This window comes from Streptomyces sp. VTCC 41912 (assembly GCF_045799175.1).
In the GTDB taxonomy this organism is placed as follows: Bacteria; Actinomycetota; Actinomycetes; order Streptomycetales; family Streptomycetaceae; genus Streptomyces; species Streptomyces albulus_C.
This window is the reverse complement of the sequence record NZ_JBJMAB010000020.1, coordinates 120,300-146,225: the sequence shown is the minus strand read 5'-3', so window position 1 is coordinate 146,225 and position 25,926 is coordinate 120,300. Positions and strand designations below refer to the sequence as shown.

Here is a 25,926-nt window from a genome sequence, read left to right as displayed (position 1 = left end):
CCCCCCCCCCCCCCCCCCCCCCCCCCCCCCCCCCCCCCACCCCCCGCCACCCGCCACCCACCGAACCCCCACCCCTCAACCCCCCACCGCCGAAGGCGAAACCCACCACGGCGGGAGAGCCGACGACACCGGCACGGCCCCCGCCGAAGGCAAAAACCCACCACGGCGGGAGAGCCGACAACGTACGCAAGACCCCCGCCGAAGGCGGAACGGCGGGGCACCCGACGACGTTCGCCTACCCCGGCGCCAGCCGGAACCGCAGGCGACAGATGACCGCCCCCGTATCCCGCCGCACCGCCCGCGCCAGCACCGCCCCGCGCTGGTTCTGCAGCACCCGCTGCCACAGGTGCGCGGGTTCTGCCTCCGGGATCAGGACCGTGATCCGCGCTTCGGGGCGACGGGCCGTCAGGTCCGCGACGTAGTCGGCGATCGGGCGGCCGAGCGAGCGGGTGGGGGAGGGCAGTTCCAGCAGGTCCACGCCCGGGTTCCACAACTCCCAGTCGCGGCGCAGCGCTTCGGTGGCCGGCCGGTCCTCGGGGGTGTCGTAGGTGACGGTGACCGCGACGACCTCGTCGCCCAGGGACACCGCCGCGTTGAGCGCCTCGCCGGTCAGCCGGGACAGGTGGGAGACGGGCACGACGACGAGGGAGCGGGCGCGGCGCGGCGGCTCGGGCACCCGGCCCAGGCCGAGGCGGTCGCCGATGCGTGCGTAGGCGCGGTGGACGGCCTCGAAGGCGAGGACCAGCAGCGGCAGCGCGATGACGATCAGCCAGGCGCCCTCGGTGAACTTGGTGGCGGTGACGACCACCGCGGCGGCGGCGGTGAGCACCGCGCCGAGGCCGTTGAGCAGTGCCTTGCCGACCCAGCGGGCGGACCGCTCCCGGTACCAGTGGCGGACCATCCCGGCCTGGCAGAGCGTGAAGCCGACGAAGACGCCGATGGCGAAGAGCGGCACCAGGGTGTTGACGTCGCCGCCGGAGAAGACCAGCAGGGCGGCGGCGACCGCGGCCAGGGCCAGCACGCCGTGCCGGTGGACCTGCCGGTCGGCCTTCAGGCCGAAGACGTGCGGCAGGTAGTTGTCGCGGGCCAGCAGTCCCATCAGGACGGGGAGCCCGCCGAAGGAGGTGTTGGCGGCGAGCGCGAGCAGCACCATGGTGGCGAACTGGACGACGTAGAAGGCCCAGTTGTGGCCGAGTGAGGCGTCCGCCAGCTGGGCGAGGACGGTGACGCCCTCGACGGGCTGGAGGTGGAAGCGGCCGATGAGCAGCGAGAGGCCGATCAGCATGGCGCCGAGCAGGGCGCCCAGCGCGACCTCGGTCCGCTGGGCGCGCCGGGTGGCGGGGGCGCGGAAGGACGGCACGGCGTTGGCGACCGCCTCGACCCCGGTCAGCGCCGAGCAGCCGGACGCGAACGCCTTCAGGAGCAGCAGCGCGCCGACGGAGGTGGCGTTGTGGGCGAGGACGGAGGCGTGTCCGGTGGCGGTGACGGTGGAGGCCGGCGCGTCCCGGAACAGCCCGACCACGATCATGGCCAGGATCGAGGCGACGAAGACGGCGGTGGGAAGCAGGAACGCCCGCGCCGAGTCGGCGATGCCGCGCAGGTTGATCGCGGTCACCAGGACCAGCACCGCCAGGCAGATCCACATCCGGTCGCCGTAGAGGGCGGGGAAGGCGGAGGTGAGGGCGGCGACGCCGGCGGTCACCGACACCGCGACGTTGAGGATGTAGTCCAGGACCAGGGAGGCGGCGGCCACCAGGGCCGAGCGGCGCCCCAGGTGGGTCTTGGCGACCGCGTAGGAGCCGCCGCCGTTGGGGAAGGCGGCGATGACCTGGCGGTAGGACGCCACCAGGACCGCGAGCAGTGCGGCGATGGCGAGGGTGACCGGGAGGGTGAATCCCAGGCCGTGGGCGCCGGCCGCGGCCAGCACCAGCACGATCGCTTCCGGTCCGTAGGCGACGGAGGCCATCGCGTCGAGGGAGAGCGCGGCCAGGCCCTGGAGGGCGGTCAGCCGGTGCCGGTCGCCGGCCGGGTCGGGGGCGGGTGCCGGGGTGCCGGCGGCGGGGTGACCGGCGGCGGCCGCCGGGGGCGGCTGCTCGGGCCGGTTTGCGGGCTGCGACACCGTCGACATGGTTCGTCGTACCTCCGTGCGGCACTGGGTGGGACCAGCCCAGCGTGCGGGGGTGTCCGGCGGCCCGCGAGCGGCCTTGGCGCGCCCTTGGCGGACGGCACGGCGATCTTCACGCGATCTTGACGGCACGGTGCCCCGCGCGCGCCCCCGCGCTCCGGCCGGGCGCGCGGCGCACCCGGCCGGAGCGCTCCTGCCGGCCGGGGGTCAGGCGGTCGGCACGGTGACCTCGTAGCGCACTCCGGTGAGGTCCTCCGAGGCCGTCCAGAGCCGGTCGGCGGTGGCGTCGTTCCGCGTCCACGGGGCGCGGAACGACGGGGCCGGGGCGCCGCGGAGTCCGTTGCGCGGCCCGACGAAGGAGTCCGGCCGCATGTGCGGGGCGGTGGCCGCGCACAGCGTCCCCAGCGCCCCGCCGTCCGCGGGCTGGGCGATCAGCCGGTTGCCCAGCTCCACCACCCGCTCGGTGTTCCGCCGGCCCTCCATCCGTACGCCCGCCGTCTGGAGGTTGGTGTGCGCGTAGCCGGGGTGTGCGGCGGCCGCGACGACCTGCGACCCGGCCGCCGCCAGTCGCCGGGCCAGTGCGCGGGTGAAGAGCAGGTTGGCGCTCTTGGAGCGGCCGTAGGCGAGCCAGCGGTGGTAGGAGCGGGTGCCGTTGAGGTCGTCGAGGTCCACGTTGGCGAGCGCGTGCAGCATGCTGGAGACCGTCACGATCCGCGCCCCGGGCGTCGCCAGGAGCTTGGGCAGCAGCAGCCCGGTGAGGGCGAAGTGCCCCAGGTGGTTGGTGCCGAACTGCATCTCGAAGCCGTCCGCGGTGGTGCGCTGCGGCAGTGCCATCACGCCCGCGTTGTTGACGAGCAGGTCCAGCCGGTCGCCGCAGAAGTCCGCGAGGTCCTCGGAGAAGCGCCGTACGGACGCCAGGTCGGCCAGGTCCAGCGGGCGGAACTCGGCCTCCACGACGGGCAGTTCGGACCGCAGTCGGGCCAGTGCCGCGGTGCCCCGCTCGGCGCTGCGGCAGGCCAGCACCACCCGGGCGCCGCGCCGCGCCAGCTCACGGGCGGTGACGTAGCCGAGGCCGCTGTTGGCGCCGGTGACGACGACCGCGCGGCCGGTCTGGTCGGGGATGTGGCTGGTGTTCCACCGGGTCACGTCGTACTCCTCGGTAGGGGAGGGCCAGCCTACGCCGGGTCCTCACACCGCCCGTGTCCGCATCCGGTAGGCCGTGACGGACGCCGACGGATCGTCCAGGCAGCGTCCGGTCTCCAGGTCGAAGCGCTGTTTGAGCAGCGGTGACGCCACGAACGGGCGACCCTCGTGGGTGCCGGTCAGGCCGCGGGAGAGGACCGCGGCGCCGCCGAACGGGTCGCGGTTGTCGATGCCGTAGAGCCGGCCCGCCCGGTCGCGGAAGACCGCCACCTGGCGGCCGTCGGGCAGGAGGGCCGCCACCCCGCGGCCCGGGGTCAGGGCGCGCAGTCCGCATACCGTGAACCACTCCTCGGACAGCCGCAGTTGCACTTCCAGATCGAGGGTCTCGGGGGCCAGGGTCATCGCTGGGGGCTCCTTTCCAGGGCGTCTACCAGGGTCTTTCGGGGACCGGCGGCCGGCCGCAGACCGAGCGACAGCAGCGGCAGGTCGGGCTTGATCTGGTCGCGTTCGGGGACGAAGCCGACGACCGGGTCGGGGGTGTCGGGGGCGTTGACGAAGGAGACGAACCGGGCCAGCTTCTCGGGGTCGGCGAGCGCTTCCGCCCATTCGTCGCGGTAGTGGTCCACGTGGGTCGCCATCAGCGACTCCAGTTCCGCGCAGATGCCGAGGGAGTCCGCCACCACCACGTCGCGGACGTGCTCCAGACCGCCCGGGATCCGCTCCAGCCAGACGCTGGTGCGCTCCAGGCGGTCGGCGGTGCGGAGGTAGAACATCAGGAAGCGGTCGATCAGGCGGATCAGCTCGGCGTCGGACAGGTCCTGGGCCAGCAGGTCCGCGTGGCGCGGGGTGGCGCCGCCGTTGCCGGCGACGTAGAGGTTCCAGCCGCCCGCGGTGGCGATCACGCCGAAGTCCTTCGACCGGGCCTCCGCGCACTCGCGGGCGCATCCGGAGACCGCCGCCTTCAGCTTGTGCGGGGACCGCAGCCCCCGGTAGCGCAGTTCCAGGTCGATCGCCATGCGGACGGAGTCCTGGACGCCGTAGCGGCACCAGGTCCGGCCCACGCACGACTTCACGGTGCGCAGCGACTTGCCGTAGGCGTGGCCGGATTCGAAGCCGGCGTCCACCAGCCGGGTCCAGATCAGCGGGAGTTGCTCGACCCGGGCGCCGAACAGGTCGATCCGCTGACCGCCGGTGATCTTCGTGTAGAGCCCGAAGTCCCGGGCGACCTCGCCGATCACGATCAGCTTCTCCGGGGTGATCTCCCCGCCGGGCACGCGCGGGACGACCGAGTACGAGCCGTTCTTCTGGAGGTTGGCCAGGAAGTGGTCGTTGGTGTCCTGGAGCGCCGCCTGTTCGCCGTCCAGGACGTGGCCGTCGGCGCCGATCGCCGGTGCGAGCGAGGCGAGGATCGAGCCGACCGCGGGCTTGCAGGTCTCGCAGCCGTCGGTGCCCCGGGCGCCCTCCCGGCCGTGGGTGTCCAGCAGTTGCTGGTACGAGGTGATCCGCAGGGCGAGGACGATCTCGTAGAGCTCCTCGCGGGTCCGTGCGAAGCAGCCGCACAGGCCCGTGTCGACCTTCACGCCGTTCGCCGCGAGCTCCTCGTTGACGAGCTGACCGAGCACCTTGACGCAACTGCCGCAGCCGGTACCGGCCTTGGTGCACTTCCTGACCTCCGGCACGGTGGCGCACCGGTGCGCGGTGACCGCGCCGCGGATGGTGCCCTTGGTGACGTTGTGGCAGGAGCAGATCACCGCGTCGTCCGGGAGCGCGGACGGGCCGAGCTGCCCGGGCGCACCGGCGCCCGCCGGGAGCACCAGGTGCTCGGGCGCCAGCGGCGGCACCGACCCGGTGAGCGCGCGCAGCGTCCCGTACGCCTCCGCGTCGCCGACCAGGACACCGCCGAGCAGGGTGCCGTCCCGGCCGATGACCAGCTTCTTGTAGAGGCCGGCGCGGGAGTCGGCGTAGACGACGTCGAGGCAGCCCTCGGTGGCGCCGTGCGCGTCGCCGAAGGACGCCACGTCCACGCCGAGCAGCTTCAGCTTGGTGGACAGGTCGGCGCCGGTGAACGCGGACTCCTCCCGGGCCAGGGTCGCGGCGACCGTCTCCGCCTGCTCGTAGCCGGGGGCGACCAGGCCGTACACCCGCCCGTCGGCCGCCTGCGCGCACTCGCCGACGGCGAACACCCGCGGATCGGTCACCGTCCGGCACTGCGCGTCGACGGTGATGCCGCCGCGCTCGCCGACCGCCAGTCCGCAGTCCCGGGCGAGCTGGTCGCGGGGGCGGACGCCGGCGCTGAACACCACCAGGTCGGTGCCGAGTTCGGTGCCGTCCGACAGGCGCATCCCGGTGACCGCCCCGTCCGCACCGGTCACCACCTCCTGGGTGCCGGTCCCGGTGTGGACCGTCAGCCCCATGTCCTCGATGGTGCGCAGCAGGGCCGCGCCGCCGCCCTCGTCCACCTGCACCGGCATCAGGCGCGGCGCGAACTCCACGACGTGGGTGGCCAGTCCGAGGCCCTTCAGCGCGCCGGCGGCCTCCAGTCCGAGCAGCCCGCCGCCGACCACCGCGCCGGTCTTCGCCCGGTGCTTCGCGTACGCCTCGATCGCCAGCAGGTCCTCGATCGTGCGGTAGACGAAGCAGCCCTCGGCGTCCTTGCCGGGGACCGGCGGCACGAAGGGGTACGAGCCGGTGGCCAGGACCAGGGCGTCGTAGTGGACGGTCAGCCCGGAGCGGGCGGTGACGGTCCGGGCGGTCCGGTCGACGGTCTCGGCCGGGTCGCCGAGGTGCAGTTCGATGCCGTGCTCGGCGAGGAACTGCTCGTCGGACAGGGAGAGTTGGGCGGGCGCCGTCCCCGAGAAGTACGAGGTGAGGTGCACGCGGTCGTAGGCCGGCCGCGGCTCCTCGCACAGCACGACCACGCGGTGCGTGCCGGTCAGGCCGCGTGCGGCCAGTGCCTCCAGGAAGCGCTGGCCGACCATGCCGTGGCCGACGAGGACGAGCGTGGGGCGGGGCCGCTCACGAAGAGCCGTCGTGGACATCAGGAGCCTCCGTCGTGGGTGAGCAGGTGGAGCAGGGGGCCGTCGTCGGCCGGGAGGGGTTCGGCGTCCTCCCAGGCGCGGGCGAGCGTGCCGACGGTGCCCAGCGCGCCGACGAGCACCCCGCCGACCAGGCGGTCGCCGCGGACGACGACCTTGCGGTAGGTGCCGCGGGTGGCGTCGGCGAGCCGCACCACGTCGTCGCCGGGGCGCGGCGCGGTCTCGCCGAACGCGGCGAGGTCCAGGGCGTCCCGCCCGGCCAGGGTGAGCCGGGTCAGGGCGCGGGTCCCGGTGTAGGCGGGGGAGGTGGGCCGGGGGCCGGTCAGCACTCGGGCCAGCGCGTCGGCCTGTTCCTGGGCGGCGCCGGCCAGTCCGTACACGGTGCCGTGGTGCTCGGCGCAGTCGCCGACGGCGTGGATGCGCGGGTCGCTGGTGCGCAGCGCGCCGTCGACCCGGATGCCGGCGCCGACGTCCAGACCGGCGTCCCGGGCGAGGCCGGTGCGCGGGCGGACGCCGCAGGCCAGGACGGTCAGGGCGGCGTCGAGCCGGTGCCCGTCGGCCAGTTCCACGGCGTGCACCCGGCGTCCGGCCGGGCCCGCGGACCCGCCCGTCGGCCGGGTCAGGACGCCGCGCGCCCGGCACTCGGTGTGCACCTCCACGCCGCGCGCGGTGAGGTGGTCCCGGAGCAGCGCCCCGGCCTCCGCGTCGATATGACGCTCCATCAGGTGCGTGCCCTGGTGTGCCAGGAGGACCCGCGCCCCGCACGCGGCCAGCGCCCGCGCCGCCGAGACCCCGAGCAGGCCGCCGCCGACGACCACCGCCGGCAGCCCGGGCCGCACCGCCGCGGCCAGCGCCGCGCAGTCGTCCAGGGCGCGGAACGGATGCACCCCCTCCGGCAGCTCCCGCCCGCCGGGTGCGCACAGGCCGCGCAGCGGCGGCAGTACGGGATTGGCGCCGGTCGCCAGGACCAGCACGTCGTAGCCGAACTCCCGCCCGTCCGCGCACCGCACCCGCCGGGCGACCCGGTCGATACGGGTCGCCCGGACGCCGCCGCACCACCGCACCCCGGCGGCCGGCGCGGGCAGCGCGATCACCTCGGGCGGGTAGCGGCCGGCGAGGACCTCGGCGAGCAGTACCCGGTTGTACGGCGGATGCGGCTCCTCGGCCAGGACGGTCACCGCCGGTGCCCCCGGGCCCGCGGTGCCGACCGCCGCGGCCAGCTGCTGGACGAGCCGGGCGGCGGCCATCCCGCCGCCGACCACCAGCACCCGCGTCGCCCCGGACCCCGGTGCGGGGTCCGGGTGCGAGGTGCCCACGGCCGCACGGTCCGCGACCGCCGCGCCCGGCGGCGCGGGTTCCGTCCGCGCGGCGTCCGACAGTGTCATGTCCGACAGCCTGCGACGCCACTGTTACCCGCCGGCATCGCCCGCGTTACCCCGGCGGAACACCGCCCTCAGCGGCGCGCCGACCGCACTGTGAGGAGATGTCGGCGGCATGCGCCAACCGCACCGGGGCGTCGTCGCACTACCGCGTCGCGCCGCTGACCTGGGCGGGACACAGGCGCCGCGGCTTCGCGTCGCCCCGCAGCCGCGCGTCCACGCACCCGCCCGGCAGCCCGTGGTACGCCTGCTCGCCGAAGTTGGCCGTGACCGTCAGCACGCCGTCGCCGAACACCGTCCGCTGCACGTTCCGGTCCGCCGTCATCCACCGGAACGACGTCATCCGCTCGGTCCCCGCGGCCTTGTGCAACGGCGCGAAGTACTTCTGCAGCGCGGCGAGCTCCGCCCCGTTCCTCGTCAGCGACGGCCCGTCCAGCACGAAGTTCAACGGCGTGTTGTAGAGCATCGACAGCAGCGCCCGGGTGGTCTTCTGTGCCGGCAGCTTGTCGTAGGACAGCTCCCACCGCTCGACGTTGACCAGCGACCCGTGCAGCGCCGTCTCGAACAGCGGCACCCGGTACTTCGGGTCGTACATCGCCGTCGCCAGGTCCGCCGGCAGCGTCACCGGCTGGAAGAAGTTCTTCGGGGCGTTCTGCGGGTACCAGCCGCCCCACGTCTCCTTGTCCCGCTCCAGCTTCCACAACCCGTCCGTCACCGGCGTCCCCGAGCCGTGGTCGAACGCCAGCACGCCGTTGGCCCACGGCTGCGCCGACTCCGAGCCCAGCACGAAGTCCTGCGCCAACCGCCCCATCCGGGCCAGCCGGTTGGTCCGGTCGCCGGCCTTCGTCATCGGGTGGCCCGCGGCGTGGTCCCGGAACACCTCACCGGTCGCGTCCACGTCCAGGAAGTAGCTGTTCGCCCCGTTCGCGGTCATCTTCCGGGTCCGGTCCGCGAGGTAGTGGCGGGCCGGCTCGGCCTGCTCGAACGCCTGCGAGCTGAGGTAGCAGCCCCGCCCGCCGAACCCGGTCTCCGGGCTCCCGTCGGCCGCGCGGACGCAGAAGTCCGGGTACACCGTGCCCGGCCACGCGGAGGTGGGGCTGTCCGCCGACTTCGGGTCCTGCCCGTTGGCGAACGAGTCGTACGGCCCGACCAGGTACCCCGCCTGCTTCGCCGCCCGCACCGCCGCGGCGTCCATCGGGCCCGGCCCGGCGTCGTAGCCCAGCCACATCCGGTCCACGCCCAGCTTCCGCAGCCGCGCCACGCCCGCCGCGGTCCGCGCCTCGCCCCAGGCGTACGCGTGGAACGCCCCGAGCAGCTTCCCGTTCGCCGGATTCTTCGCGATCTTCTCCCGCAGGCTGCCCAACTGCCCGTGCTGCGCGAGGTAGGACCGGTAGTCGGCCGCCGGCGCCACCGGATCCCCGTCGGTCAACGCGAACGAGACCTCGTACTCCCGCGTCCCCTCCCCGGCGTCGAAGGCGTGCGCCGCGGTGGTCCGCAGCGTCCCGCCCCGCGACGCGAACGCGAGCGACGTCCCGAGGTCGGTCGGCGTCAGGTAGCTCACCCCGTGCCGGGCGGCCCCGTCGCCGCCCATCGCGTACCCCCACAGCGGCAGCGCCAGGTCCGCCCCCACGTCCACCGTGCTGCCGGCCAGCCCGCCCCGCTCCGAGTTCCAGAACGCGTCCCGCACCGGGAGGTCCAACCCCTCCCCGCGCGGCACCTGCACGGCCGACGCGGCCCGGTCCGTCCCGGTGACCGGCCAGCTCACCTGCTGGTCCCGGTCCGAGCGGATGCCGATCCGCAGCCGTCCCCGTTCGGTGCGCGCCGTCACCGACAGCCCCTTGGCCGGGTACGTCCAACGCGCCCCGTCGGCGGTGCGGGTCACCGGCCCGGGCACCCCGAGCCCGCCGTCGGCCGCCTCGGAGAGCACCAGTTGCGTCCCGTCGTCGGCCCGCGCGCGCACCGCGAGCGTGGTGGTGTCGACGGTGGCGGTCCCCCCGGCGACCGGTAGCGCCAGCCGTCCGTCCGCCAGCGTCCCGGCCTCGGCCCGCCCGCACCCGGTGACCCCGAACGCGCTCGCGGTCAGCGCCAACGACGCGGCGACCACCCGGGTGCGCGTCGTCGTACGACCCTTGGCCGTACGACCCTTGGCCGTGCGGCCCTTCGATGTCCTGCTCTGCGCAGTCCTGCCCTGTGATGTCATGCCCATGTGAATAGTGGCGGGTCTTAAGAAGGTTCTAAGACCCGGGTTCACGAACCGGGGCGGACCGGACACCCGTCACAGCCGGACACCGCCCGTGGCGTCGATCACCCGGCCGGTGACCCACCGCGCGTCGTGCGAGGCCAGGAACGCGACCACGTCCGCCACGTCGTCCGGCCGGCCGACCCGGCCCAACGCGGCCCGCGCGGCGGCGTCCGCCTCCGCCACCGGATTGCCGCGCAGCCAACCGGCGTTGACGTCGGTGTCGATGATCCCCGGCGCCACCGCATTGGCGGTGATGCCCCGAGGGCCCAGCGCCGCGGCCAGGTTGAGGGTGAAGTTGTCCAACGCCCCCTTGGTGGCGCCGTAGGCGATGGCCTCGGGCATGGCCAGCCGGCCGGCGCCGCTGGAGACGTTGACGATCCGCCCGCCGTCCCGCAGCCGCTCCAGCCCCTCCCGCACCACGAAGAACGGGGCCCGCACGTTCACCGCGAAGACCTCGTCGAAGTCGTCCTCGGTCAGGGCGGTCAGCGCCGCCGCCATCCCGATCCCCGCGTTGTTGACGAGGACGTCCACCACCGGCCGCGGCCGGCCCTCCGCCGCCGGAGCCCATGCCGCGGTGTGCTCGTCGAAGGCCGACCAGAGGGCGGCGGCGTCACCGCGCTGCCCCAGCGGGGCGTGCAGCGCGACCGCCCGGCCGCCGCCCTCCTGGATGCACGCGACCACGTCGTCGGCGGCCGCCGCGTCACGGGCGTAGGTCAGGGCGACGGCGGCCCCGTCCCGGCCGAGCCGTTCGGCGATGGCGCGCCCGATGCCCCGGCTGCCGCCGGTGACCAGGGCGATCTTTCCGTCCAGCGGGCGGTGGGGGTGGGTCATGGCAGCGGCTCCCTCGCATGCGGCGCGGCGCACCTGCACGCCGCGCGGATGACCGGGACGCTAGAGCCTCACACGGATGTCAGGGTCAAGCCGCCGCCCGAACCGGGGACCACCGCCCCCGCCCGACGCCCCCTAGCCCTTCACCCCTTCACCCCGCCGCCCTTCGTCACCCTTCGCCAGCCTCCGCACCGCCAACTCCGCGTACACCGCCGCCCCGTCCGCCAGCACCGCGTCGTCGAACTCCGCCAGCGGAGAATGGTTGTTGGCGGTGCGCTCCGGGTCCGCGCCGGCCGGCGGCGCGCCCAGCATCATCATCACGCCCGGCACCTCGTCCAGCACCCGCGAGAAGTCCTCCGACGCCGGCAACGGATTCCGCCGCGCCGCGAACCGCTCCTCGCCCAGCGCCTCCCGCACGGTGTGCGCCACGAACTCCGCCTCCGCCGCGTCGTTGACGGTCACCGGATACGTCTCCACGAACTCCGCGTCCACCGCCACCTCGTGGGCCGCCGCCACGCCCCGGCACACCTCCACGGTCCCGTCCTTCACCCGGGCCTGGGCCGCCTCCGAGAAGCTCCGCACCGTCGCCTCGAACACCGCGGACTCCGGAATCACGTTCTGCTGCGTCCCCGCGTGGAACGTGCCGACCGACAGGATCACCGGGTCGAAGACGTCGAAGCTCCGCGTGATCCACGCCTGCAACGCCGTCACCATCGCGCACGCCGCCTGCACCGGGTCCTTGGCGCGGTGCGGCATCGACCCGTGCCCGCCCACCCCGCGCACCGTCACCCGCAGCACGTTGGACGCCGACATCATCGGCCCGCCGCGCGCCCCGAACACGCCGCTCGGCTGCCCCGCCGACAGCACGTGCAGCGCGTACGCCGCCACCGGCCGCCGCCCGGCCGCCTCCAGCACCCCCTCCGCCAGCATGTGCCGGGCCCCGTCGTACCCCTCCTCGCCCGGCTGGAACATGAACACCACGTCCCCCGCGAGCCGGTCCCGGTGCGCCGACAGCAGCTTCGCCGCCCCCGTGAGCATGCTGGTGTGCAGATCGTGCCCGCACGCATGCATCCGCCCGTTGTCCGCGGCGAAGTCCAGGCCCAGGCGCTCGGCCACCGGCAACGCGTCCATGTCCCCGCGCAACAGCACCACGGGCCCCGGCGCCGCCCCGCGCAGCACCGCCGTCACCGAACTCAGCCCCGCGCCGGTGCTCACCTCCAGCGGCAGCCCATCCAGCTCGGCCAGCACCGCCTCCTGCGTACGGGGCAGTTCGAGCCCGGTCTCCGGAATCCGGTGCAGCGCCCGCCGCAACCGCACGAGCTCACCGGACAGGGCACGGGCATCGTCACGCAGGTCCACGGGCGCTCCTCCTCAGACGGTCCTCAGACGGCGAACTCCCCATTCTTGACCGCGTCCACGAACGAGGACCACCCGGTTACGGACATGGTGATCGTGGGGCCGTGGGGGAGCTTGCTGTCACGGAAGGGGACCACGCCGTGCGTTTGGACGTGGGCGGGGGAGAACTCGACGCACTGGCCGCCGTCCCCGTCACTGTAGGACGACTTGAGCCAATCGGCGCCCGCAAGATCGAAGTCGCTGCTCATGATCGGTACTCCTTCAGCACGGTCTTGATGAGAGCCAACGAATGTGCCGGGGAAAGCGCGTTCGCCCGTAGCCGATCGTAGCTGTCCAGATGTACAGCGAGGGTTTCGGCGGAGTCGTACAGCTTGCCGCCCTGCGGGCCGTCGGCGTACAGCACCGTGGAGGAGCCGTCAAAGGTCAGCAGGGTGAACGGCCTGGTGTGTGCCCCGGGCGCACCTGCCGAGAAGGGCAGGACCTGGAGGTCGATCTGCGGTGACGCCATGACCCTCGTCAAGTACGTCAACTGCTCGGCCATTACCTCGGAATCACCTACGACGGTCCGCAGGCACGCCTCGTGCAGGATGACCCACAGCAGCGGCGGCCGCTCCCGATCGAAGACCTCACGACGACGTAGTCGAGCCGCGACTCGGCCGTCGATCAGCTCCGGGCTTTCACGCGGATGCGACGAACTGAAGATAGCGCGGGCGTAGGCATCGGTCTGGAGGATGCCCATGACGAGGCTTGCGGAGTAGTCCAGTATCCGCGTCGCCTTGCGCTCCAGTTTCAGGTACGGGAAGAACCAACTCGGGTGGTCGCCCTCGTCGATCCGTTCCAGCAGGCCGGCGAACAGCTCACCGGTGCCGAACACGGTGTCGCAGCCCTTGGCGAACTTCTCGCTGGGTCTCGGCAACAGTGTTCCGGACTCGACCTTGCTCACGTAGCCCTCGGAGTAGCCGATGGCGATACCCAGGCGCTTCTGCGTGATTTTGCGGGCCAGGCGCACCTGTCGGACGTCACGGCCGAAGCGTTCCAGGGGATTCAAGTTTTCGGGTTCAGTGGACTCGTCCAACGCTATGACCTCTCGCCACGTGTGTTCGCGTCGGTGTTGCGACGGCCCGCGCCTTGAACGCTGCCGCTTCAAGTGCCGCAATCCTATTGCTCACCGAGGAGTTGCGTGACCGAATGGCTACACGCAGTACCCAACGGCAAGACCCCCGCGACCGATGCGACCGGTCCGGGGGCATGGCCACCAACCCCCTGGAGGTTGACGACAATGATCGACGCTACCCCGCGGCTTCTTCCGTGGTCGAGCCCCGACGGCAAGCCCTCCTACGTACTCGGCGACGGAACCGGCATGGTCTCCCGCCTGGCCGACGACATCGAGGAAGCCCAACTCCTCCTCGCCGACGGCCTGGTGGAGGACGCCCGCCGCCTCCTCGACGCCCGCAACTGGACGACCGGCGAACTCCACCTCCTCACGGTCGAGTTGGCCGAGTCCCTGGTGGAGATCCGCCGCATCGCAGCAAGCCGCGGCGCCCGCCTGCGGACCGCATCCCCGGCGGATCGGCCGGCCTGACGCCCAGGCCGGAGCCGCCACGCCCCTGCCTCGGGCGCCGACGGGACGATCACCCGACGGGCGTCCCGAGCGCATCGAGCAGCCCCAACTCGGCTTCTGTCAGGGCGATTCGATCCGCGGCGAGGTTCTCGTCCAGGTGGTCGGGGGAGCCGGTGCCGGGGGTCGGCAGGAGGGCGGGGGAGCGGTGGAGGAGCCAGGCCAGGGCGATCTGGCCGGTGGTCGCGCCGTGCGCCGCGGCGATCGTCGTCAGGGCGTCCGCGGCAGGGGGCGGGGTGGGGGAAGGGGTAGCGGTTCGCGTGCCGGGGGCGCCCGTCAGCGTGCCGTGGCCCAACGGGAACCAGGGCAGGAACGCCGTCCCGGTCCGTTCGCACAGTTCCAGCACGTCCTCGGAGGCGCGGTCCAGCACGTTGTAGCGGTTCTGCACGGAGGCGATCGGCGCCAGTTCGCGTGCCCGGGCCAGCTCGGCGGCGTCGATGCTGTCCAGGCCGATGTGGCGGATCTTCCCGGCCTGTTGGAGTTCGACCAGGGTGCCCAGTTGCTCCGCCATGGGGACGTCGGGGTCCAGGCGGTGCAACTGGTAGAGGTCGATGGTGTCCGTCCGGAGCCGCCGCAGGCTCGCGTCGCACATGGCGCGCAGGTGTTCCGGCCGGCCGGCGACGTGCCAGACGTCCGGGCCGGTGCGGACGACGCCGCCCTTCGTCGCGATCACGACACCTGCCGGATAGGGGTGGAGGGCGCGGGCCACCAACTCCTCGGCCACGTCCGGGCCGTAGTTGTCGGCGGTGTCGATCAGCGTGACGCCGCGGTCGACGGCCCGTCGCAACAGCGCCAGGGAACGCGCGGGATCCGCGTGCCGCGGCCCCCAGTACCCGGGGCCGACCAGACCTCCCGTCCCGAACCCGAGCCGCCTGACGGTCAGCGTGCCCCCGAGGACGAAGTCGGGACGCGCGCCACCGGCCGCACGCGCACCACCGGCCGCACGGGCACCATCGGCCGCGCGTGCCCCGGCCGCCACACCGGCACCGGTTTGCCCGGCTGCCGCGGTCGGCTCCGTCGCGTAGGGCTCCCGTCGGACCTCGTGCTCCCCGGCCAGTTCGGGGTTCGCGGCGGCGTCGGAATTCGTCTGGGCATCCATGCCCGCAGCTTAAACAGCGGGGGGCCGGGAGCCCGGCGCCTTCGGAGATCGCAACCATCGCCCGCTCCCGGGCGCCGTCGCGCCGGCGGCGACCCGGCTTGAGCGTCCGGCCCGGGGCAACGACCGGGGCCCGCAACCCCAGGGGAACCCCACCACCCCCCTCCGTTCTCATCCCATTGCACAGCCGCGCGCTGTCGTCTTTTCGTGTGGGGCACCAGTAGTGCGCACCCTCGGGGCGCTGCTTCAATCGGCTCCGCCCGCAAGCCCCGAACACGGAGGACCTGGCATGGATCTGCGCACCGGGCCGCGTTCGGCAGGGGCTGTCGTGGCGATCCCCGACACCGGCTGAACCGACGTCAAGGACAACGGGTTGCGGAGCGCGAGGCCCCGCGCGTCACCTGCCGACCCGCGTGCGCCCCGCTTCCCCTCCCATGGCCGACCAGGCTGTGGCCTTCCACGGCCCGCCCCGCCCACCCACCGGACGCCGTCCCGCCGTCCCGCCGCGTCGGCCGCGTCGGCCGCGCCCGCCGCGTTGACACCAGAAAGGCAGAATGCGTTGAAGAAGAGGTTCTCCCGGAAGTCGGTCCTTGCGAAGCTCCTGATCCCGGGGGCCCTGCTCGCCGTGGTGGTTCCGGAGATCGCGTACGCCGACACGGCAAGCGTCACGGTGATGACTCCCGGACCCACCATGGGCCCCGCAACTCCCTTCACCGGCGTCTCGTCCCACGCGGACTGCGGCCAAGGGCTCGTCTCCGGCGGCGGCGTCAACCAGGCCACCGGCAGTGACCGGGCGGGCAACGGCAACCACGTGATGGGCATCGCGCCCAGCGCCGACGGAGTCACCGAATACACCGACGCGACCGGCGTCGTCGGCACGGACGCGAAGCACTGGCTCGCGTTCGGCGGCAGCGGCAGCAACTCCAGCCCCGAGTTCTCCACCACGCCCTACGCGGTGTGCCTGTCCAGCAACCGGATCAAGCACACCCAGGTGGTCATGAACAAGGCCGCCGGACCCTCGGTCGGGCAGACGGCGAAGACCGTCGTGGCAACCTGCCCGACGGGCACCGTCCTGCTCGGCGGCGGCGCCCGAACCACCCCCGCCGGCGTCGGCAGCCTCAAGCCGATCGCCAGCTTCCCCACCTTCAACGACGCCGCGCACGACTTCGGCCAGAAGGCCGCCGCGGACGGCGAGGGCAACCCCGACTCCTGGACCGCCGTCGGAGGGATCGGCGGCGGCCGCGACAGCGACAACACCACCTACGCCTACGCGATCTGCAGCGGAGCCGACGCCAACGTCCGGGGTATCACCACGACGGTCCACTTCCGCGAGTTGAGCGGCCCGACCACGGCCGGCACGAGCCAGACGGCAACGGTCGGCTGCGCCGAGGGGGCCAGGGACCGCGACGGCGCTCGGGAGCATCAGGTGCTGGTCAGCGGGGGCGCGGCCGCCAGCGGCGGCAACGTGACGACGACCGACTTCACCAAGGCGGGGTCGGGCGGAACCCATCTCGTCGGGAGCTTCCCCAGCGATGCCGACGGCACCCCGGTAAGCGACGGGACCGCCGCGGCCGCGTACTGGACGGCCGGCATCCACGTCGGGGGTTCCCCCTCGCCGAACACCTACTCCGACGTCTGGGCGCTCTGCCTGAACCTGGACCACGCCGACGGAGAATGAGCACACACCGACGATGAATGACCACGCCGACGCGGAATGAACACGGCGACGCGGAATGAACACGGCGACGAAGGATGATCACGGGACGACGGCGCGCGGGCGATGCGTTCCGCACACGGCATGACGACCTGCCGAGGCCCTGTGTTCGCCCCGGTGACCAACCCGGTGACCAACCCGGTGACCACCCGGCCCGGTCGATCCGGCGAACAGTGCCAACTCGCGCCCGGCGGAAGGACTTTCCGCCGGGCGCGGGGCGTGCGGGCGCGTGCGGGTCAGCCGCCCTGGCCGGCGCTGCCCATCGGGCCCACCTTCACCGGGGAGCCGGGGCCGTCCGAGACGGGCAGCGAGCCGGCGCCCGGCCAGTTGAGGGTGACCGACTTCGTCTCGTCCGGCGGGGTCACGACGAGGCCGGTGATGCGGACGCCCGAGCCGCCCGACGTGTTGATCGGGTAGTGGACGCCGAAGTACACCGACTTGCCGTCCTTGAGGACCATCGGTTCGGCCTTCTCGCCGGTGCGCTTCGCGGACAGCGACCCCGCGTTGGTCTTCAGGTCGATGCCCGCGTACCCGGAGAGGGAGCAGTCCCGGCCGCCGCCGTTCTTCAGCTCCACGGCGACGGTGCCCTCGTTGTCACCGGTGATGGTGCTGTCCTTCGCCGTGACCTCCAACTCGTCGGTGCGGCACTTGCCGATCTTGCCGTTCTCGTTGGAGCCGGTCCCGGCGAGCGTGCCCTGCTCACCGGAGTCCTTCGCCGCGGAGTCCTTCTCGCCGCCCGCGGCCGACGAGCCGGAAGAGCCGGAAGAGCCGGAAGAGCCGGAAGAGCCGGAAGTGCCGGACGCGTCGGCGGACGGAGCGTCCTTCGCGGTGCCCGAGCCCGAGTCCTGGCACGCCGTCATCAGCATGGCGCAGCCCACGAGGGCTGCGGAGGCGAGAAGTGCCTTGCGGCGGTTGCCGGACATGAAAGACCCCTTGATGTGCAACGGTTGAAGCCGTGGCGGCTTCGGTTCCCCAGTACGTTCTTGATCACTATGTCAGCGCTGTGAACCAAGAGACACGGGCGTCGCCGTTCCACCACATCGCTGTCGCAGGCCAGTCACAAGCCCACGGTGCAAAGGGCCAAGAAGCGCCCCAACCCGGCCCGTCCAACATGCGGACACCAAGGCGCCCGTGAACGGGAGGGCCACCGCCCGGCTCCGCGGCACCTGGTGGATGCCGCGGCAACAACGTCGGCAACACAGCGGCAGGGACATCGGCAACACGACGGCGGCAACAACGATTCCAGAGCGGCCCACTGGCCCTTCGAGGCTCCCCTCGCCCCGCACCGAGATCCTCACGGCACGAGGCGAGACGCGAAACGCGAGGCGCGAGGGACCGGAGCCGCTCCTCAACGACTACACGACTGCCTAGGCCCGCGGCTGGGTGAACCGGATCCGGTTGCCGAAGGGGTCGCGGAGTCCGCAGTCGGTCCCGTAGGGGCGCTCGGTGGGCTCCTCGGTGAACTCCACGCCGCGGCCCAGCAGCGTCTCGTAGGTCTTGCGGCAGTCGTCCGTGGTGAAGATGAGCCACCCGCCCATCGCCCCCTTGGTCACCAACTCGCGGACCTGCTCCGCGGTCTCCTCGGACATCGCCGGGGCGCCCGGCTTCTCCAGCAGGATCTGGCGTTCCGGATGACCGGGAACGCTGACGGTCAACCAGCGCATGAAGCCCAACGGGACGTCGGCGGCGACCTCCAGGCCGAGCTTGCCCACATAGAAGTCGAGGGCCTCGTCCTGGTCCAGGACGTATATCTGCGATTGCGTGATGGCGTTGAACATGTGCCTCACGCTACTGAGCCGCCGCGACGAAAACTTATCCAAAACTGCTCAGTCCCGAACTGCTCAGTCCGGAACTGCTCAGTCCGGAACTGCTCAGTCCGGAACTGCTCAGTTCGGAACTGCTCAGTTCGGAACTGCCCAGTTCGGAACTGCTCAGCCCGGGACTCTTCAGTTGGCGGCCGGTCCGGCGGCCGCTCCCGGGGCCGGTCCGGGGGCAGGTCGGCCGGCCCGGTCGGTCGATCAGTCGCTCGGCCGCGTCCACGCCATCGTGAAGCACGTCGGCACGCCCGTGGCCACGGCTTCCTTGCGGTACGTCCGCGGCGACCGCCCGACGATGTCGCGGAACGTGCGGCTGAACGTGCCCGGGCTGCCGAAGCCGACCTCGAAGCAGACGTCGGTCACGCTGCGATCGGTCTCCCGCAGCAGGAACATGGCCCGCTCCACCCGGCGCCGTTGCAGGTAGCGGTGCGGCGTCTCGCCGAACGTGGCCCGGAAGGTCCGCGTGAAGTGCGCCTGCGACACGTGGGCGATCCGGGCCAGGGCCGGCACGTCCAGCGGCTGCGCGTAGGCGCGGTCCATCGCGTCCCGCGCCCGGAGCATGCGGCGGTTGGTCTCTTCAGCAGCGCGACTCACGGCGTCATCACATCACGGCTCCCTCCACGCCCCCGTACGTCCCTCCACGCCCTCATACGTCCCTCCACGCCCGTGTACGCCCCTCCGCGTCCCCGCACCTCCATAAGATCGCCTGGTGCCCCCTGACATATCGCTGTTCACGCTGGCCCTGCTCTGCCTGGCCGCCCTCGCCGCGGGGTGGGTCGACGCCGTGGTGGGCGGCGGTGGGTTGCTGCTGCTCCCGGCGCTGCTGGTGGGCCTTCCCCAGGTGCCCACCGCCTTCATCCTCGGCACCAACAAGTCCGCCGCCATCGTCGGCACGTCCGCAGCCGCGGTCACCTACCTCCGCAGGGCACCGATCGACCTCGGCATCGCCCTGCGCATCGGTGTCGCCGCGATGGCCGGGTCGCTGGGCGGGGCGTTCTTCGCGGCGGGCATCAACAGCGAGGTGCTGCGCCCGCTGATCATGGCCGTCCTCCTGGGTGTGCTCGCCTTCGTCCTCTTCCGCCCGGCCTTCGGCACCACCGCCGCCGCTTCCGGCCCCGTCTCGCGGCAGCGCGTGCTGGCTGCGGTGCTGGTCGCAGGTCTGGGCATCGGCTTCTACGACGGTCTGATCGGGCCCGGCACCGGGGCGTTCCTCGTCGTCGCGCTCGTCGCCGTGCTCCACATGGACCTGGTCACCTCGTCCGCCACCGCCAAGGTCGTGAACGTCTGCACCAACATCGGGGCCCTGACGATGTTCGCGATCCAGGGCACGGTGCTGTGGCAACTGGGAGGACTGCTGGCCCTCTTCAACCTCGTCGGCGGCACGGTCGGCGCCCGGATGGCCCTCAAGCGCGGCGCCGGGTTCGTCCGCGGCGTGCTCGTCCTCGTCGTCCTCGTCCTCCTCTGCAAGCTGGCTTACGACCAGTGGTTCGCCGTCTGAGGGGCGGAACGCGCCGGGCGAACCGTCCCGTCAGAAGCGGCAGTCGTAGAGCCGGGACATCTCCCGGATGCCGGGGACCAGGTTCGTGACGCGGGCCAGTGCCCGGTAGCGCGCGGGGAAGCGGGCGATGTCGGGTATCTCCAGGGCGCCGAAGCTCTCGACGATCTCCAGTCCGGGGTGCAGCCGGGCGACGTCCGCGGGCCCGCCGCCCCAGTGCAGCGTCGATCCGGTGCGCGCGATCACGGTGTTGAGGCGGGCCGCGCGGACCGCGAACCGGCTGAAGAAGTCGAACGCCAGCCCGCCGCCGGGCGCATGGGCCATCAGCCGGCGGAGCAGTGCGGTGCCGTCCTGCTCGGTGAGGTACATCAACAGCCCTTCGGCCACGATCATCGTGGGCCGGTCCGCGGGGATCCGTGTCACCCACGCCGGGTCGGTCACCGACGACCCGATGGCGGTGTATCCCGGCGGCTCGGGGAAGAGCTGCCGTCTGAGCTCGATGACCTCGGGGAAGTCGACGTCGAACCACCGCACTCCGGGGCCGGGGGCCAGGCGGTGGGCGCGGGTGTCCAGGCCGCACCCCAGGTGCACCACCGTCGCCTCCGGGTGCGCGGCGAGGAAGCGGGCCGTCCAGATGTCCAACTGCCGGGCGCGCAGGGCGACCGAACCGCCGGCGCCGGGGCCCACCCGGAGCCGCGCGAAGTCGTAGTCGATCCGCTGCACGGCGTCGACGGCCATCGTGTCGCCGAGCACCGGCCGTCGCGCGCGGCAGTCCAGCGCGCGGCCGTAGAGCGTGGCGAGCAGGGTCTCCTTCACTCCGGTGAACCGCACGGGGTGTTGCCGCTCCGCCGGCCCAGGAGGCCCTGGCGGCGCCGACGGTAAGCCGGTTGCTGTTGCTGTTGCCGTTGTCGATGCCGTTGTCGATGCCGTTGAGGCGGTCGTTGAGGTGGGTGGGGGCGTCGAGGCGGGTGGGGTCGGTGCGGCGGGGGAGTTCGGGGCGTGCGCGGAAGTGATCGGGGTCGGGCGCGACCGTGCCGTTCCGCTCGCCGGATTTCGCGGCTTCTGCGGACCTTGCGGGTGCTGCGCGCTCTGTGAGTTCTGTGCACTCTGCGGGTTCTGCGGGTTCTGCGGGTTCTGCGGACCCTGCGGGTTCGAAGCGTTCATGATTCGAGGATATGGAACCTTCAGAAAAATATGAAGTGCACGAAAGTGTGAAGAAGGGCAGCGGGAAGAAGGGGCGACGCGGCGGCCGTCAGGTGCGGGCCGCCGCACCCGCCGTGACGCCGCGGGTCCGTTCGCGCACTTCGGTGACGGCCGTCAGCAGCACCACGGAGTCCTCCAGCGCCTGGAGGCCGTGTCGGGCGTGCGGGATCGCCGCGACGTGACCCGCGGTCAACTCCTGTCCACCGCCCGGGCCGGTCAGCCGGACCCGGCCGCGCAGCACCTGCAGGCTGGCCGCCGGCGGCGCGTTGTGTTCGTCGAGCGCGGTGCCGGCCAGCAGCGCGATGACGGTCTGGCGGAGCGGCCCGTCGTGGACGAAGAGGTGGGCGCTGCGGCCGTGGGCGGAAGCCCTGGCGTCGTCGAGTTGGTCGCGGACGAGGGTTTCGAGGTTCACCATGACGCGCGCCTTTCGGGTGCGGGCCGGCCTTCGGGCCGGGACCGGCGGCGGGGCTCCTTCCTCCATCGTTCTCCGTGCCCCGCACGGCGCAACCGGGACGTTCCCCGGCGGACGACGCGAACCCGGAGGCAATGGGACGTCCGGGTGCTTGCGGGCAAAGGGCGGCCCGCCGTGCGCTAGTTGATCACTGCGGTCCGTACGATGCGAGGCGATCCCTTGATCGAAAGATCGAAAGATCGACGCGCCGGAGAACCGAAACGTGCGACCTACCAGTCCCACACCCAACCCGACCGCGAAGGCTGTGTGACCGTGGCCGACCCCACCGCCCTGAACGACCCCGCCGCCGCCCCCGCCTCCGTCGGGGCGCCGGCGCGCTTCTTGACCGTGATGACGACCACCGACAGCGAGCAGAAGGCCGAACGGCTGGCCCGCGGCGCCATCGAGGGCCGGCTCGCGGCATGCGCCCAGATCAGTGCGCCGGTGACGTCGGTGTTCCGTTGGAACGGCGCCGTGGAGACCAACCAGGAATGGCAGGTGCTGTTCAAGACGGCGAGCGCCCGCTACGCGGCGCTGGAGGCGTACCTCCTCGACGCGCACGACTACGACACCCCGGAGATCATCGCCACCCCGGTCACCCACGGTGGCGCCGGGTACCTCGCCTGGGTCGCAGAGGAGACGAGCTGACGTGCCGAAGACAGCTGACGGGGCGCGGACGGCCCACGGGGCGCGGGCGACCGCCGTGCGGAGGGCGAACGACGCGCGAGGCACCGATGAGGCGCCGGGGGCGGTGGCGGCGCGCGCCGCCGACGGCGCACCGGATGCCGCGCCCCCGTCGGACGCCGCGCCCGTGCGCCGGGGACGGCACGCGCTGCGGGCCACCGACGACCGCTTGCGGCGCCGGGGGAGGGCCGTGACGCTGGTCCTGGGCATGGCGTTCGGCCTCGCCACCTCCCCGGTGAGCCACGCGGCCGACAAGGGCCCCGGTGGCCACGGCACGCAGTCCAGCGTCAACCACGCGTCCCGCCCCCGCCCCACCTGGACCAGCAAGGACGCCAAGGCGTTCTGGACACCGCAGCGGATGGCCCAGGCGGCCCCGCCCGAGCGCGCCCCCGGCAAGCCCGCCGTGACCTCCCAAGCCGCCCCGACCGCCAGGCACTTCGACGGGATCCCGTCCGTCGGGGTGCTGTTCTCCGTCGACGGGGAGGCCCGCGAGCACCACTGCACCGCCAGCGTGGTGCACAGCCCGCACGGCAACCTGATCCTCACCGCCGGGCACTGCAACCCGGGAGCGCGCGCCGCGTTCGTCCCCCAGTACCAGTCCGGGCAGGACTCCCAGCCCTACGGCGTCTGGGCCATCGAGGACAGCTACGCGTACGAGGACCGCGGCACTTCGGGGGCTGGCGCCGACCTGGACTTCGCGTTCGCCGTCGTCGCCCCGGACGACTCCGGTCGGCACATCGAGGAGGTCACCGGCGGCAACGTCCTGGCGGCCACGCCCGGTTACCGCAACCAGGTCAGCGTCATCGGCTACCCCAACCTCCGCAGCGACCCCGAGGACCGGGCGGTGCGCTGCGACACCACGACGGAACGGCTGGCCGGCACCCGCCAACTGCGCATGGAGTGCAACGGGTTCTACGGCGGCACCTCGGGCAGCCCCTGGCTGGCCGGCTACGACCCGCGGACCCGAACGGGGCGCGTCATCGGCGTCATCGGCGGCGTGAACGGCGGCGGTCCCCAGGGCCCGCACAGCGACCGCACCTCCTACAGCCCGTACTTCGGCAAGGAGATCCTCAGCCTCTACGACCGCGCCACCAAGGCCCAGGACTCCCAGGACGCACAGGATTCCCAGAACTCCCAGGACTCCCAGAGCTCCCAAGGCTCCGAGGACGTGCCGGACGCAGCGGACGACGCATAGCGCCCACCCGCCCCGAGGGGGCCTGGACGGTGGCGCGCTAACGGAGCGCCGCCGCCAGGCCCCGCTCCTTGGGGCCGAGGAAGTGCGGATCGGGCCGCAGCACCGCCTCCGCGGTGGCCTTGCCGGCCGCGAGGATCTCCCGCACCCCGCCGTACGCCCAGGTCACGTCGCGGTTGGCGGCGACCCCCACCCCGTAGGCGTCGATCCCGGCCGCGTGGCACAGGGCCAGCGCCCGCCGGATGTGGAAGCCCTGGCTGACCAGTACGGCCCGGTCCACCCCGAAGATGCGGTGGGCCCGCGTGCAGGAGTCCCAGGTGTCGAAGCCGGCGAAATCGCTGACGATCTTCCGGTCCGGGACGCCGTGCCCCACCAGATAGCCGCGCATCGCATCCGGCTCGTCGTAGTCGTGCCGGCTGTTGTCGCCGGTGACCAGGACGGCGCGGACCGTGCCGTCCCGGTAGAGCCGGACGGCGGCGTCCAGCCGGTGGGCGAGGTACGGCGACGGTTCGCCGTTCCACAGGCCGGCGCCGAAGACCACCGCCACCGGGGCGGCCGGCACGTCGGCGACCGTACGGACGCGCGGACCGGCGCTGGCGTTCAGCCACGTCGCCGGCAGCAGCGCGAGCACCGTCAGCGCCACCACCACCTGGAACGTCCGGCGCTGCGCGCGCCGGGTCCGCGGCAGCCGTACGCGCCGCAACCACCCCCGAGCCGCCCGTGGACCCCGCATGCCCTGCCCCCGTTCCCCGGTGCCGCCGCGCGCCGCGCCGGCGCCGACCGCGTACGCGATGTCGATCGACGGCGAGCGCGGCCGATCGCCGGTCGACGTCGCCTGCTGCGACGTGCCGCCGGCTGGCATGGTTGCACTGGACGGGCCGCCGTCGGCAACGTCACAGCCGGTTGCGGAGCGGTCGCCGACGGCCCGCCGGGCCGTCCCGCCCCGCCCGTGGAGGGCCACGATGACCCCTGAGGCCGAGCGCCTGCCGTTCTTCGTCTACGGGACGCTGCGTCCCGGCGAGGCCAACTACGCCCGCACCCTGCGCGGCCGCACCGCCGCCGAGGAACCGGCCCGGATAGCGGGCGTGCTGCTCTACGAGGGCCCCGGATACCCGTACGCCACCGCGGGGCCCGCCGACGCCGTGGTGCACGGCGCACTGGTCCGCCCCCGCGACGCCGACTACGACGCCGTCCGCGCCGCGCTGGACCTGCTGGAGGGCTACACCCCGGGCGCCCCGGCAGGCGCCGGCAACCTCTACGAGCGGGTCGCCACCGAGGCGGTCTGCGCGGACGGCCGCGCCGTCCGCGCCTGGGTCTACCTGGCGGCCGAACCCCTCGCCACCCGCCTACGGGCCACCGGCACCCCGATCACCGGAGGCCAATGGACCGGCCGCGCCGCGCCGCGGTCCCCCCGATAGCCTCGGACGACTCGTCCCGTACGGGCGACCCGTCCGACGCCGGGCGCGTCACCCCGCACGGCCCGAGCCGCAACCCGTCCCGCAGCACAGCAGAACAGGTGTGACCCCGTGCCCTCCAACTCCCCGAGCACCCCCGCCCACCGCCCCCTGCCCAAGGCCGAACTCCACCTCCACATCGAGGGCACCCTGGAGCCCGGCCTGGCCTTCGCGCTCGCCGAGCGCAACGGCGTGACCCTGCCCTACGCCACGGAGGACGAGCTCCGCCGCGCCTACTCCTTCGCCGACCTGCAGTCCTTCCTGAACCTGTACTACGCGCTGATGGAGGTGCTGCGCACCGAGGACGACTTCGCGGACCTGGCGCACGCCTACCTGGCCCGCGCCAAGGAGCAGGGCGTACGGCACGCCGAGATCTTCTTCGACCCGCAGGCGCACACCGCCCGCGGCATCCCCCTCGGCACGGTCGTCAACGGCCTGTCCCGGGCGCTGGACGCCGCACCGGAGACGTACGGCATCACCACCCGCCTGATCATGTGCTTCCTCCGCGACGAGAGCGCCGAATCGGCCCTGGCGACCTTCGAGGCGGCCCGCCCCTACCTGGACCGGATCACCGCCGTCGGCCTGGACTCCGCCGAGGTCGGCCACCCGCCGGCGAAGTTCCAGGAGGTCTTCGCGCTGGCCCGGGAAGCCGGCCTCAAGTGCGTGGCCCACGCGGGCGAGGAGGGCCCGGCGGCGTACGTCTGGGAGGCGCTGGACCTGCTCGGCGTGGACCGGGTCGACCACGGGGTGCGCTGCATGGAGGACGAGCGCCTGGTGGCCCGCCTGGTGGCCGAGCGGATCCCGCTCACGGTCTGCCCGCTGTCCAACGTGCGGCTGCGGGTCGTCGACGACCTCGCCGACCACCCCCTGCCCGCCATGCTGGACGCCGGGCTGCTGGTCACCATCAACTCCGACGACCCGGCCTACTTCGGCGGGTACGCCGACGACAACTTCACCGCCGTGCGGGACGCCCTCGACCTGGACGAGGAGACGCTGCGCACGCTCGCCCGCAACTCCTTCCTGGCGTCCTTCCTGGACGAGGAGACCCGCGCCGCCTACCTGAAGGAACTCGACGCCAGCTGACCGACGGGCCG

General features: G+C 73.1%; 24 protein-coding genes. 7 read left to right on the top strand and 17 right to left on the bottom strand.

What is annotated here, in order from left to right; translation table 11 throughout:
• Positions 1-235: 235 nt before the first annotated feature.
• From ACJ6WD_RS25655 to ACJ6WD_RS25610, 10 genes are all read right to left on the bottom strand, one after another.
• Positions 236-2,128 carry an APC family permease gene (locus ACJ6WD_RS25655; protein WP_331249774.1) on the bottom strand — a complete coding sequence of 631 codons (1,893 nt, stop codon included), beginning with the start codon at positions 2,126-2,128 and terminating at the stop codon, positions 236-238.
• A 204-nt stretch (positions 2,129-2,332) separates the two neighbouring features.
• Positions 2,333-3,271, bottom strand: coding sequence for an oxidoreductase (locus ACJ6WD_RS25650; protein WP_407616574.1), 939 nt, complete (start codon positions 3,269-3,271; stop codon positions 2,333-2,335).
• 42 nt (positions 3,272-3,313) lie between these two features.
• Positions 3,314-3,670: a nitrite reductase small subunit NirD gene (nirD, locus tag ACJ6WD_RS25645; RefSeq protein ID WP_331249776.1), complete on the bottom strand. Its 357-nt coding sequence runs from the start codon at positions 3,668-3,670 to the stop codon at positions 3,314-3,316.
• Positions 3,667-6,306 (bottom strand): nitrite reductase large subunit NirB, encoded by a 2,640-nt coding sequence (gene nirB / locus ACJ6WD_RS25640; protein WP_407616573.1) that lies wholly within the window; start codon positions 6,304-6,306, stop codon positions 3,667-3,669. Before nirB ends, nirD begins: the two co-directional genes overlap by 4 nt.
• Complete coding sequence (locus ACJ6WD_RS25635; protein ID WP_407616575.1) at positions 6,306-7,550, bottom strand: NAD(P)/FAD-dependent oxidoreductase; 1,245 nt, start codon at positions 7,548-7,550, stop codon at positions 6,306-6,308. The genes nirB and ACJ6WD_RS25635 overlap by 1 nt, the downstream gene beginning before the upstream one ends.
• Positions 7,551-7,827: 277 nt before the next feature.
• Positions 7,828-9,882, bottom strand: a complete 2,055-nt coding sequence (locus tag ACJ6WD_RS25630) for a glycoside hydrolase (protein ID WP_407616572.1) — start codon at positions 9,880-9,882, stop codon at positions 7,828-7,830.
• 75 nt (positions 9,883-9,957) lie between these two features.
• A complete protein-coding gene (locus ACJ6WD_RS25625) occupies positions 9,958-10,755 on the bottom strand; it encodes an SDR family oxidoreductase (protein ID WP_233661680.1) in 798 nt (265 codons plus the stop codon).
• Positions 10,756-10,887: 132 nt separating this feature from the next.
• Positions 10,888-12,111 carry a M20 family metallopeptidase gene (locus ACJ6WD_RS25620; RefSeq protein WP_407616571.1) on the bottom strand — a complete coding sequence of 408 codons (1,224 nt, stop codon included), beginning with the start codon at positions 12,109-12,111 and terminating at the stop codon, positions 10,888-10,890.
• A gap of 23 nt (positions 12,112-12,134) precedes the next feature.
• Positions 12,135-12,356 (bottom strand): DUF397 domain-containing protein, encoded by a 222-nt coding sequence (locus ACJ6WD_RS25615; protein WP_407616570.1) that lies wholly within the window; start codon positions 12,354-12,356, stop codon positions 12,135-12,137.
• Complete coding sequence (locus ACJ6WD_RS25610; RefSeq protein WP_376445587.1) at positions 12,353-13,183, bottom strand: helix-turn-helix domain-containing protein; 831 nt, start codon at positions 13,181-13,183, stop codon at positions 12,353-12,355. The genes ACJ6WD_RS25615 and ACJ6WD_RS25610 overlap by 4 nt, the downstream gene beginning before the upstream one ends.
• A 204-nt stretch (positions 13,184-13,387) precedes the next feature.
• Here ACJ6WD_RS25610 and ACJ6WD_RS25605 point away from each other — a divergent pair, with 204 nt between their 5' ends.
• The gene (locus tag ACJ6WD_RS25605; protein WP_331249781.1) at positions 13,388-13,690 is read left to right on the top strand and encodes a hypothetical protein; all 303 of its coding nucleotides are present in this window, start codon (positions 13,388-13,390) and stop codon (positions 13,688-13,690) included.
• A 49-nt stretch (positions 13,691-13,739) separates the two neighbouring features.
• Here the strand turns inward: ACJ6WD_RS25605 and ACJ6WD_RS25600 are convergent, their stop codons facing one another.
• The gene (locus tag ACJ6WD_RS25600) at positions 13,740-14,825 is read right to left on the bottom strand and encodes an aldo/keto reductase (RefSeq protein ID WP_407616569.1); all 1,086 of its coding nucleotides are present in this window, start codon (positions 14,823-14,825) and stop codon (positions 13,740-13,742) included.
• 556 nt (positions 14,826-15,381) lie between these two features.
• On the opposite strand from ACJ6WD_RS25600, the gene ACJ6WD_RS25595 reads away from it, so the two are divergent.
• Entirely contained in the window at positions 15,382-16,500 is a 1,119-nt protein-coding gene (locus tag ACJ6WD_RS25595; protein ID WP_331249783.1) for a hypothetical protein, read from the top strand.
• Between the two features lie 272 nt (positions 16,501-16,772).
• Here the strand turns inward: ACJ6WD_RS25595 and ACJ6WD_RS25590 are convergent, their stop codons facing one another.
• The 3 genes from ACJ6WD_RS25590 to ACJ6WD_RS25580 all read right to left on the bottom strand — a co-directional run bounded on the left by ACJ6WD_RS25590 (position 16,773) and on the right by ACJ6WD_RS25580 (position 18,947).
• Positions 16,773-17,459, bottom strand: a complete 687-nt coding sequence (locus tag ACJ6WD_RS25590; protein ID WP_407616568.1) for a DUF4232 domain-containing protein — start codon at positions 17,457-17,459, stop codon at positions 16,773-16,775.
• Between the two features lie 444 nt (positions 17,460-17,903).
• Complete coding sequence (locus ACJ6WD_RS25585) at positions 17,904-18,314, bottom strand: VOC family protein (RefSeq protein WP_233661672.1); 411 nt, start codon at positions 18,312-18,314, stop codon at positions 17,904-17,906.
• A 240-nt stretch (positions 18,315-18,554) separates the two neighbouring features.
• Entirely contained in the window at positions 18,555-18,947 is a 393-nt protein-coding gene (locus ACJ6WD_RS25580) for a helix-turn-helix domain-containing protein (protein WP_200884764.1), read from the bottom strand.
• Positions 18,948-19,062: 115 nt separating this feature from the next.
• On the opposite strand from ACJ6WD_RS25580, the gene ACJ6WD_RS25575 reads away from it, so the two are divergent.
• A complete protein-coding gene (locus tag ACJ6WD_RS25575) occupies positions 19,063-19,851 on the top strand; it encodes a sulfite exporter TauE/SafE family protein (RefSeq protein WP_407616567.1) in 789 nt (262 codons plus the stop codon).
• 30 nt (positions 19,852-19,881) lie between these two features.
• On the opposite strand, the gene ACJ6WD_RS25570 is transcribed toward ACJ6WD_RS25575, so the two are convergent.
• On the bottom strand, positions 19,882-20,679 hold the full coding sequence (locus ACJ6WD_RS25570) for a class I SAM-dependent methyltransferase (RefSeq protein WP_407616566.1): 798 nt from the start codon (positions 20,677-20,679) through the stop codon (positions 19,882-19,884).
• A 421-nt stretch (positions 20,680-21,100) separates the two neighbouring features.
• Positions 21,101-21,466, bottom strand: coding sequence for a cupin (locus tag ACJ6WD_RS25565; RefSeq protein WP_233661669.1), 366 nt, complete (start codon positions 21,464-21,466; stop codon positions 21,101-21,103).
• 309 nt (positions 21,467-21,775) lie between these two features.
• On the opposite strand from ACJ6WD_RS25565, the gene cutA reads away from it, so the two are divergent.
• Together cutA and ACJ6WD_RS25555 are read left to right on the top strand one after the other, a co-directional pair.
• Entirely contained in the window at positions 21,776-22,150 is a 375-nt protein-coding gene (gene cutA, locus ACJ6WD_RS25560) for a divalent-cation tolerance protein CutA (RefSeq protein ID WP_233661668.1), read from the top strand.
• Between the two features lies 1 nt (position 22,151).
• The gene (locus ACJ6WD_RS25555) at positions 22,152-23,381 is read left to right on the top strand and encodes a trypsin-like serine peptidase (protein ID WP_407616565.1); all 1,230 of its coding nucleotides are present in this window, start codon (positions 22,152-22,154) and stop codon (positions 23,379-23,381) included.
• 37 nt (positions 23,382-23,418) lie between these two features.
• Here ACJ6WD_RS25555 and ACJ6WD_RS25550 read toward each other — a convergent pair whose 3' ends face one another.
• Entirely contained in the window at positions 23,419-24,111 is a 693-nt protein-coding gene (locus tag ACJ6WD_RS25550; RefSeq protein ID WP_233661686.1) for a vancomycin high temperature exclusion protein, read from the bottom strand.
• 229 nt (positions 24,112-24,340) lie between these two features.
• Between ACJ6WD_RS25550 and ACJ6WD_RS25545 the strand changes: the two genes are divergently transcribed.
• Both ACJ6WD_RS25545 and ACJ6WD_RS25540 read left to right on the top strand, forming a co-directional pair.
• A complete protein-coding gene (locus tag ACJ6WD_RS25545) occupies positions 24,341-24,796 on the top strand; it encodes a gamma-glutamylcyclotransferase family protein (RefSeq protein WP_233661666.1) in 456 nt (151 codons plus the stop codon).
• Between the two features lie 108 nt (positions 24,797-24,904).
• The gene (locus ACJ6WD_RS25540; RefSeq protein WP_233661665.1) at positions 24,905-25,915 is read left to right on the top strand and encodes an adenosine deaminase; all 1,011 of its coding nucleotides are present in this window, start codon (positions 24,905-24,907) and stop codon (positions 25,913-25,915) included.
• Positions 25,916-25,926: the final 11 nt, after the last annotated feature.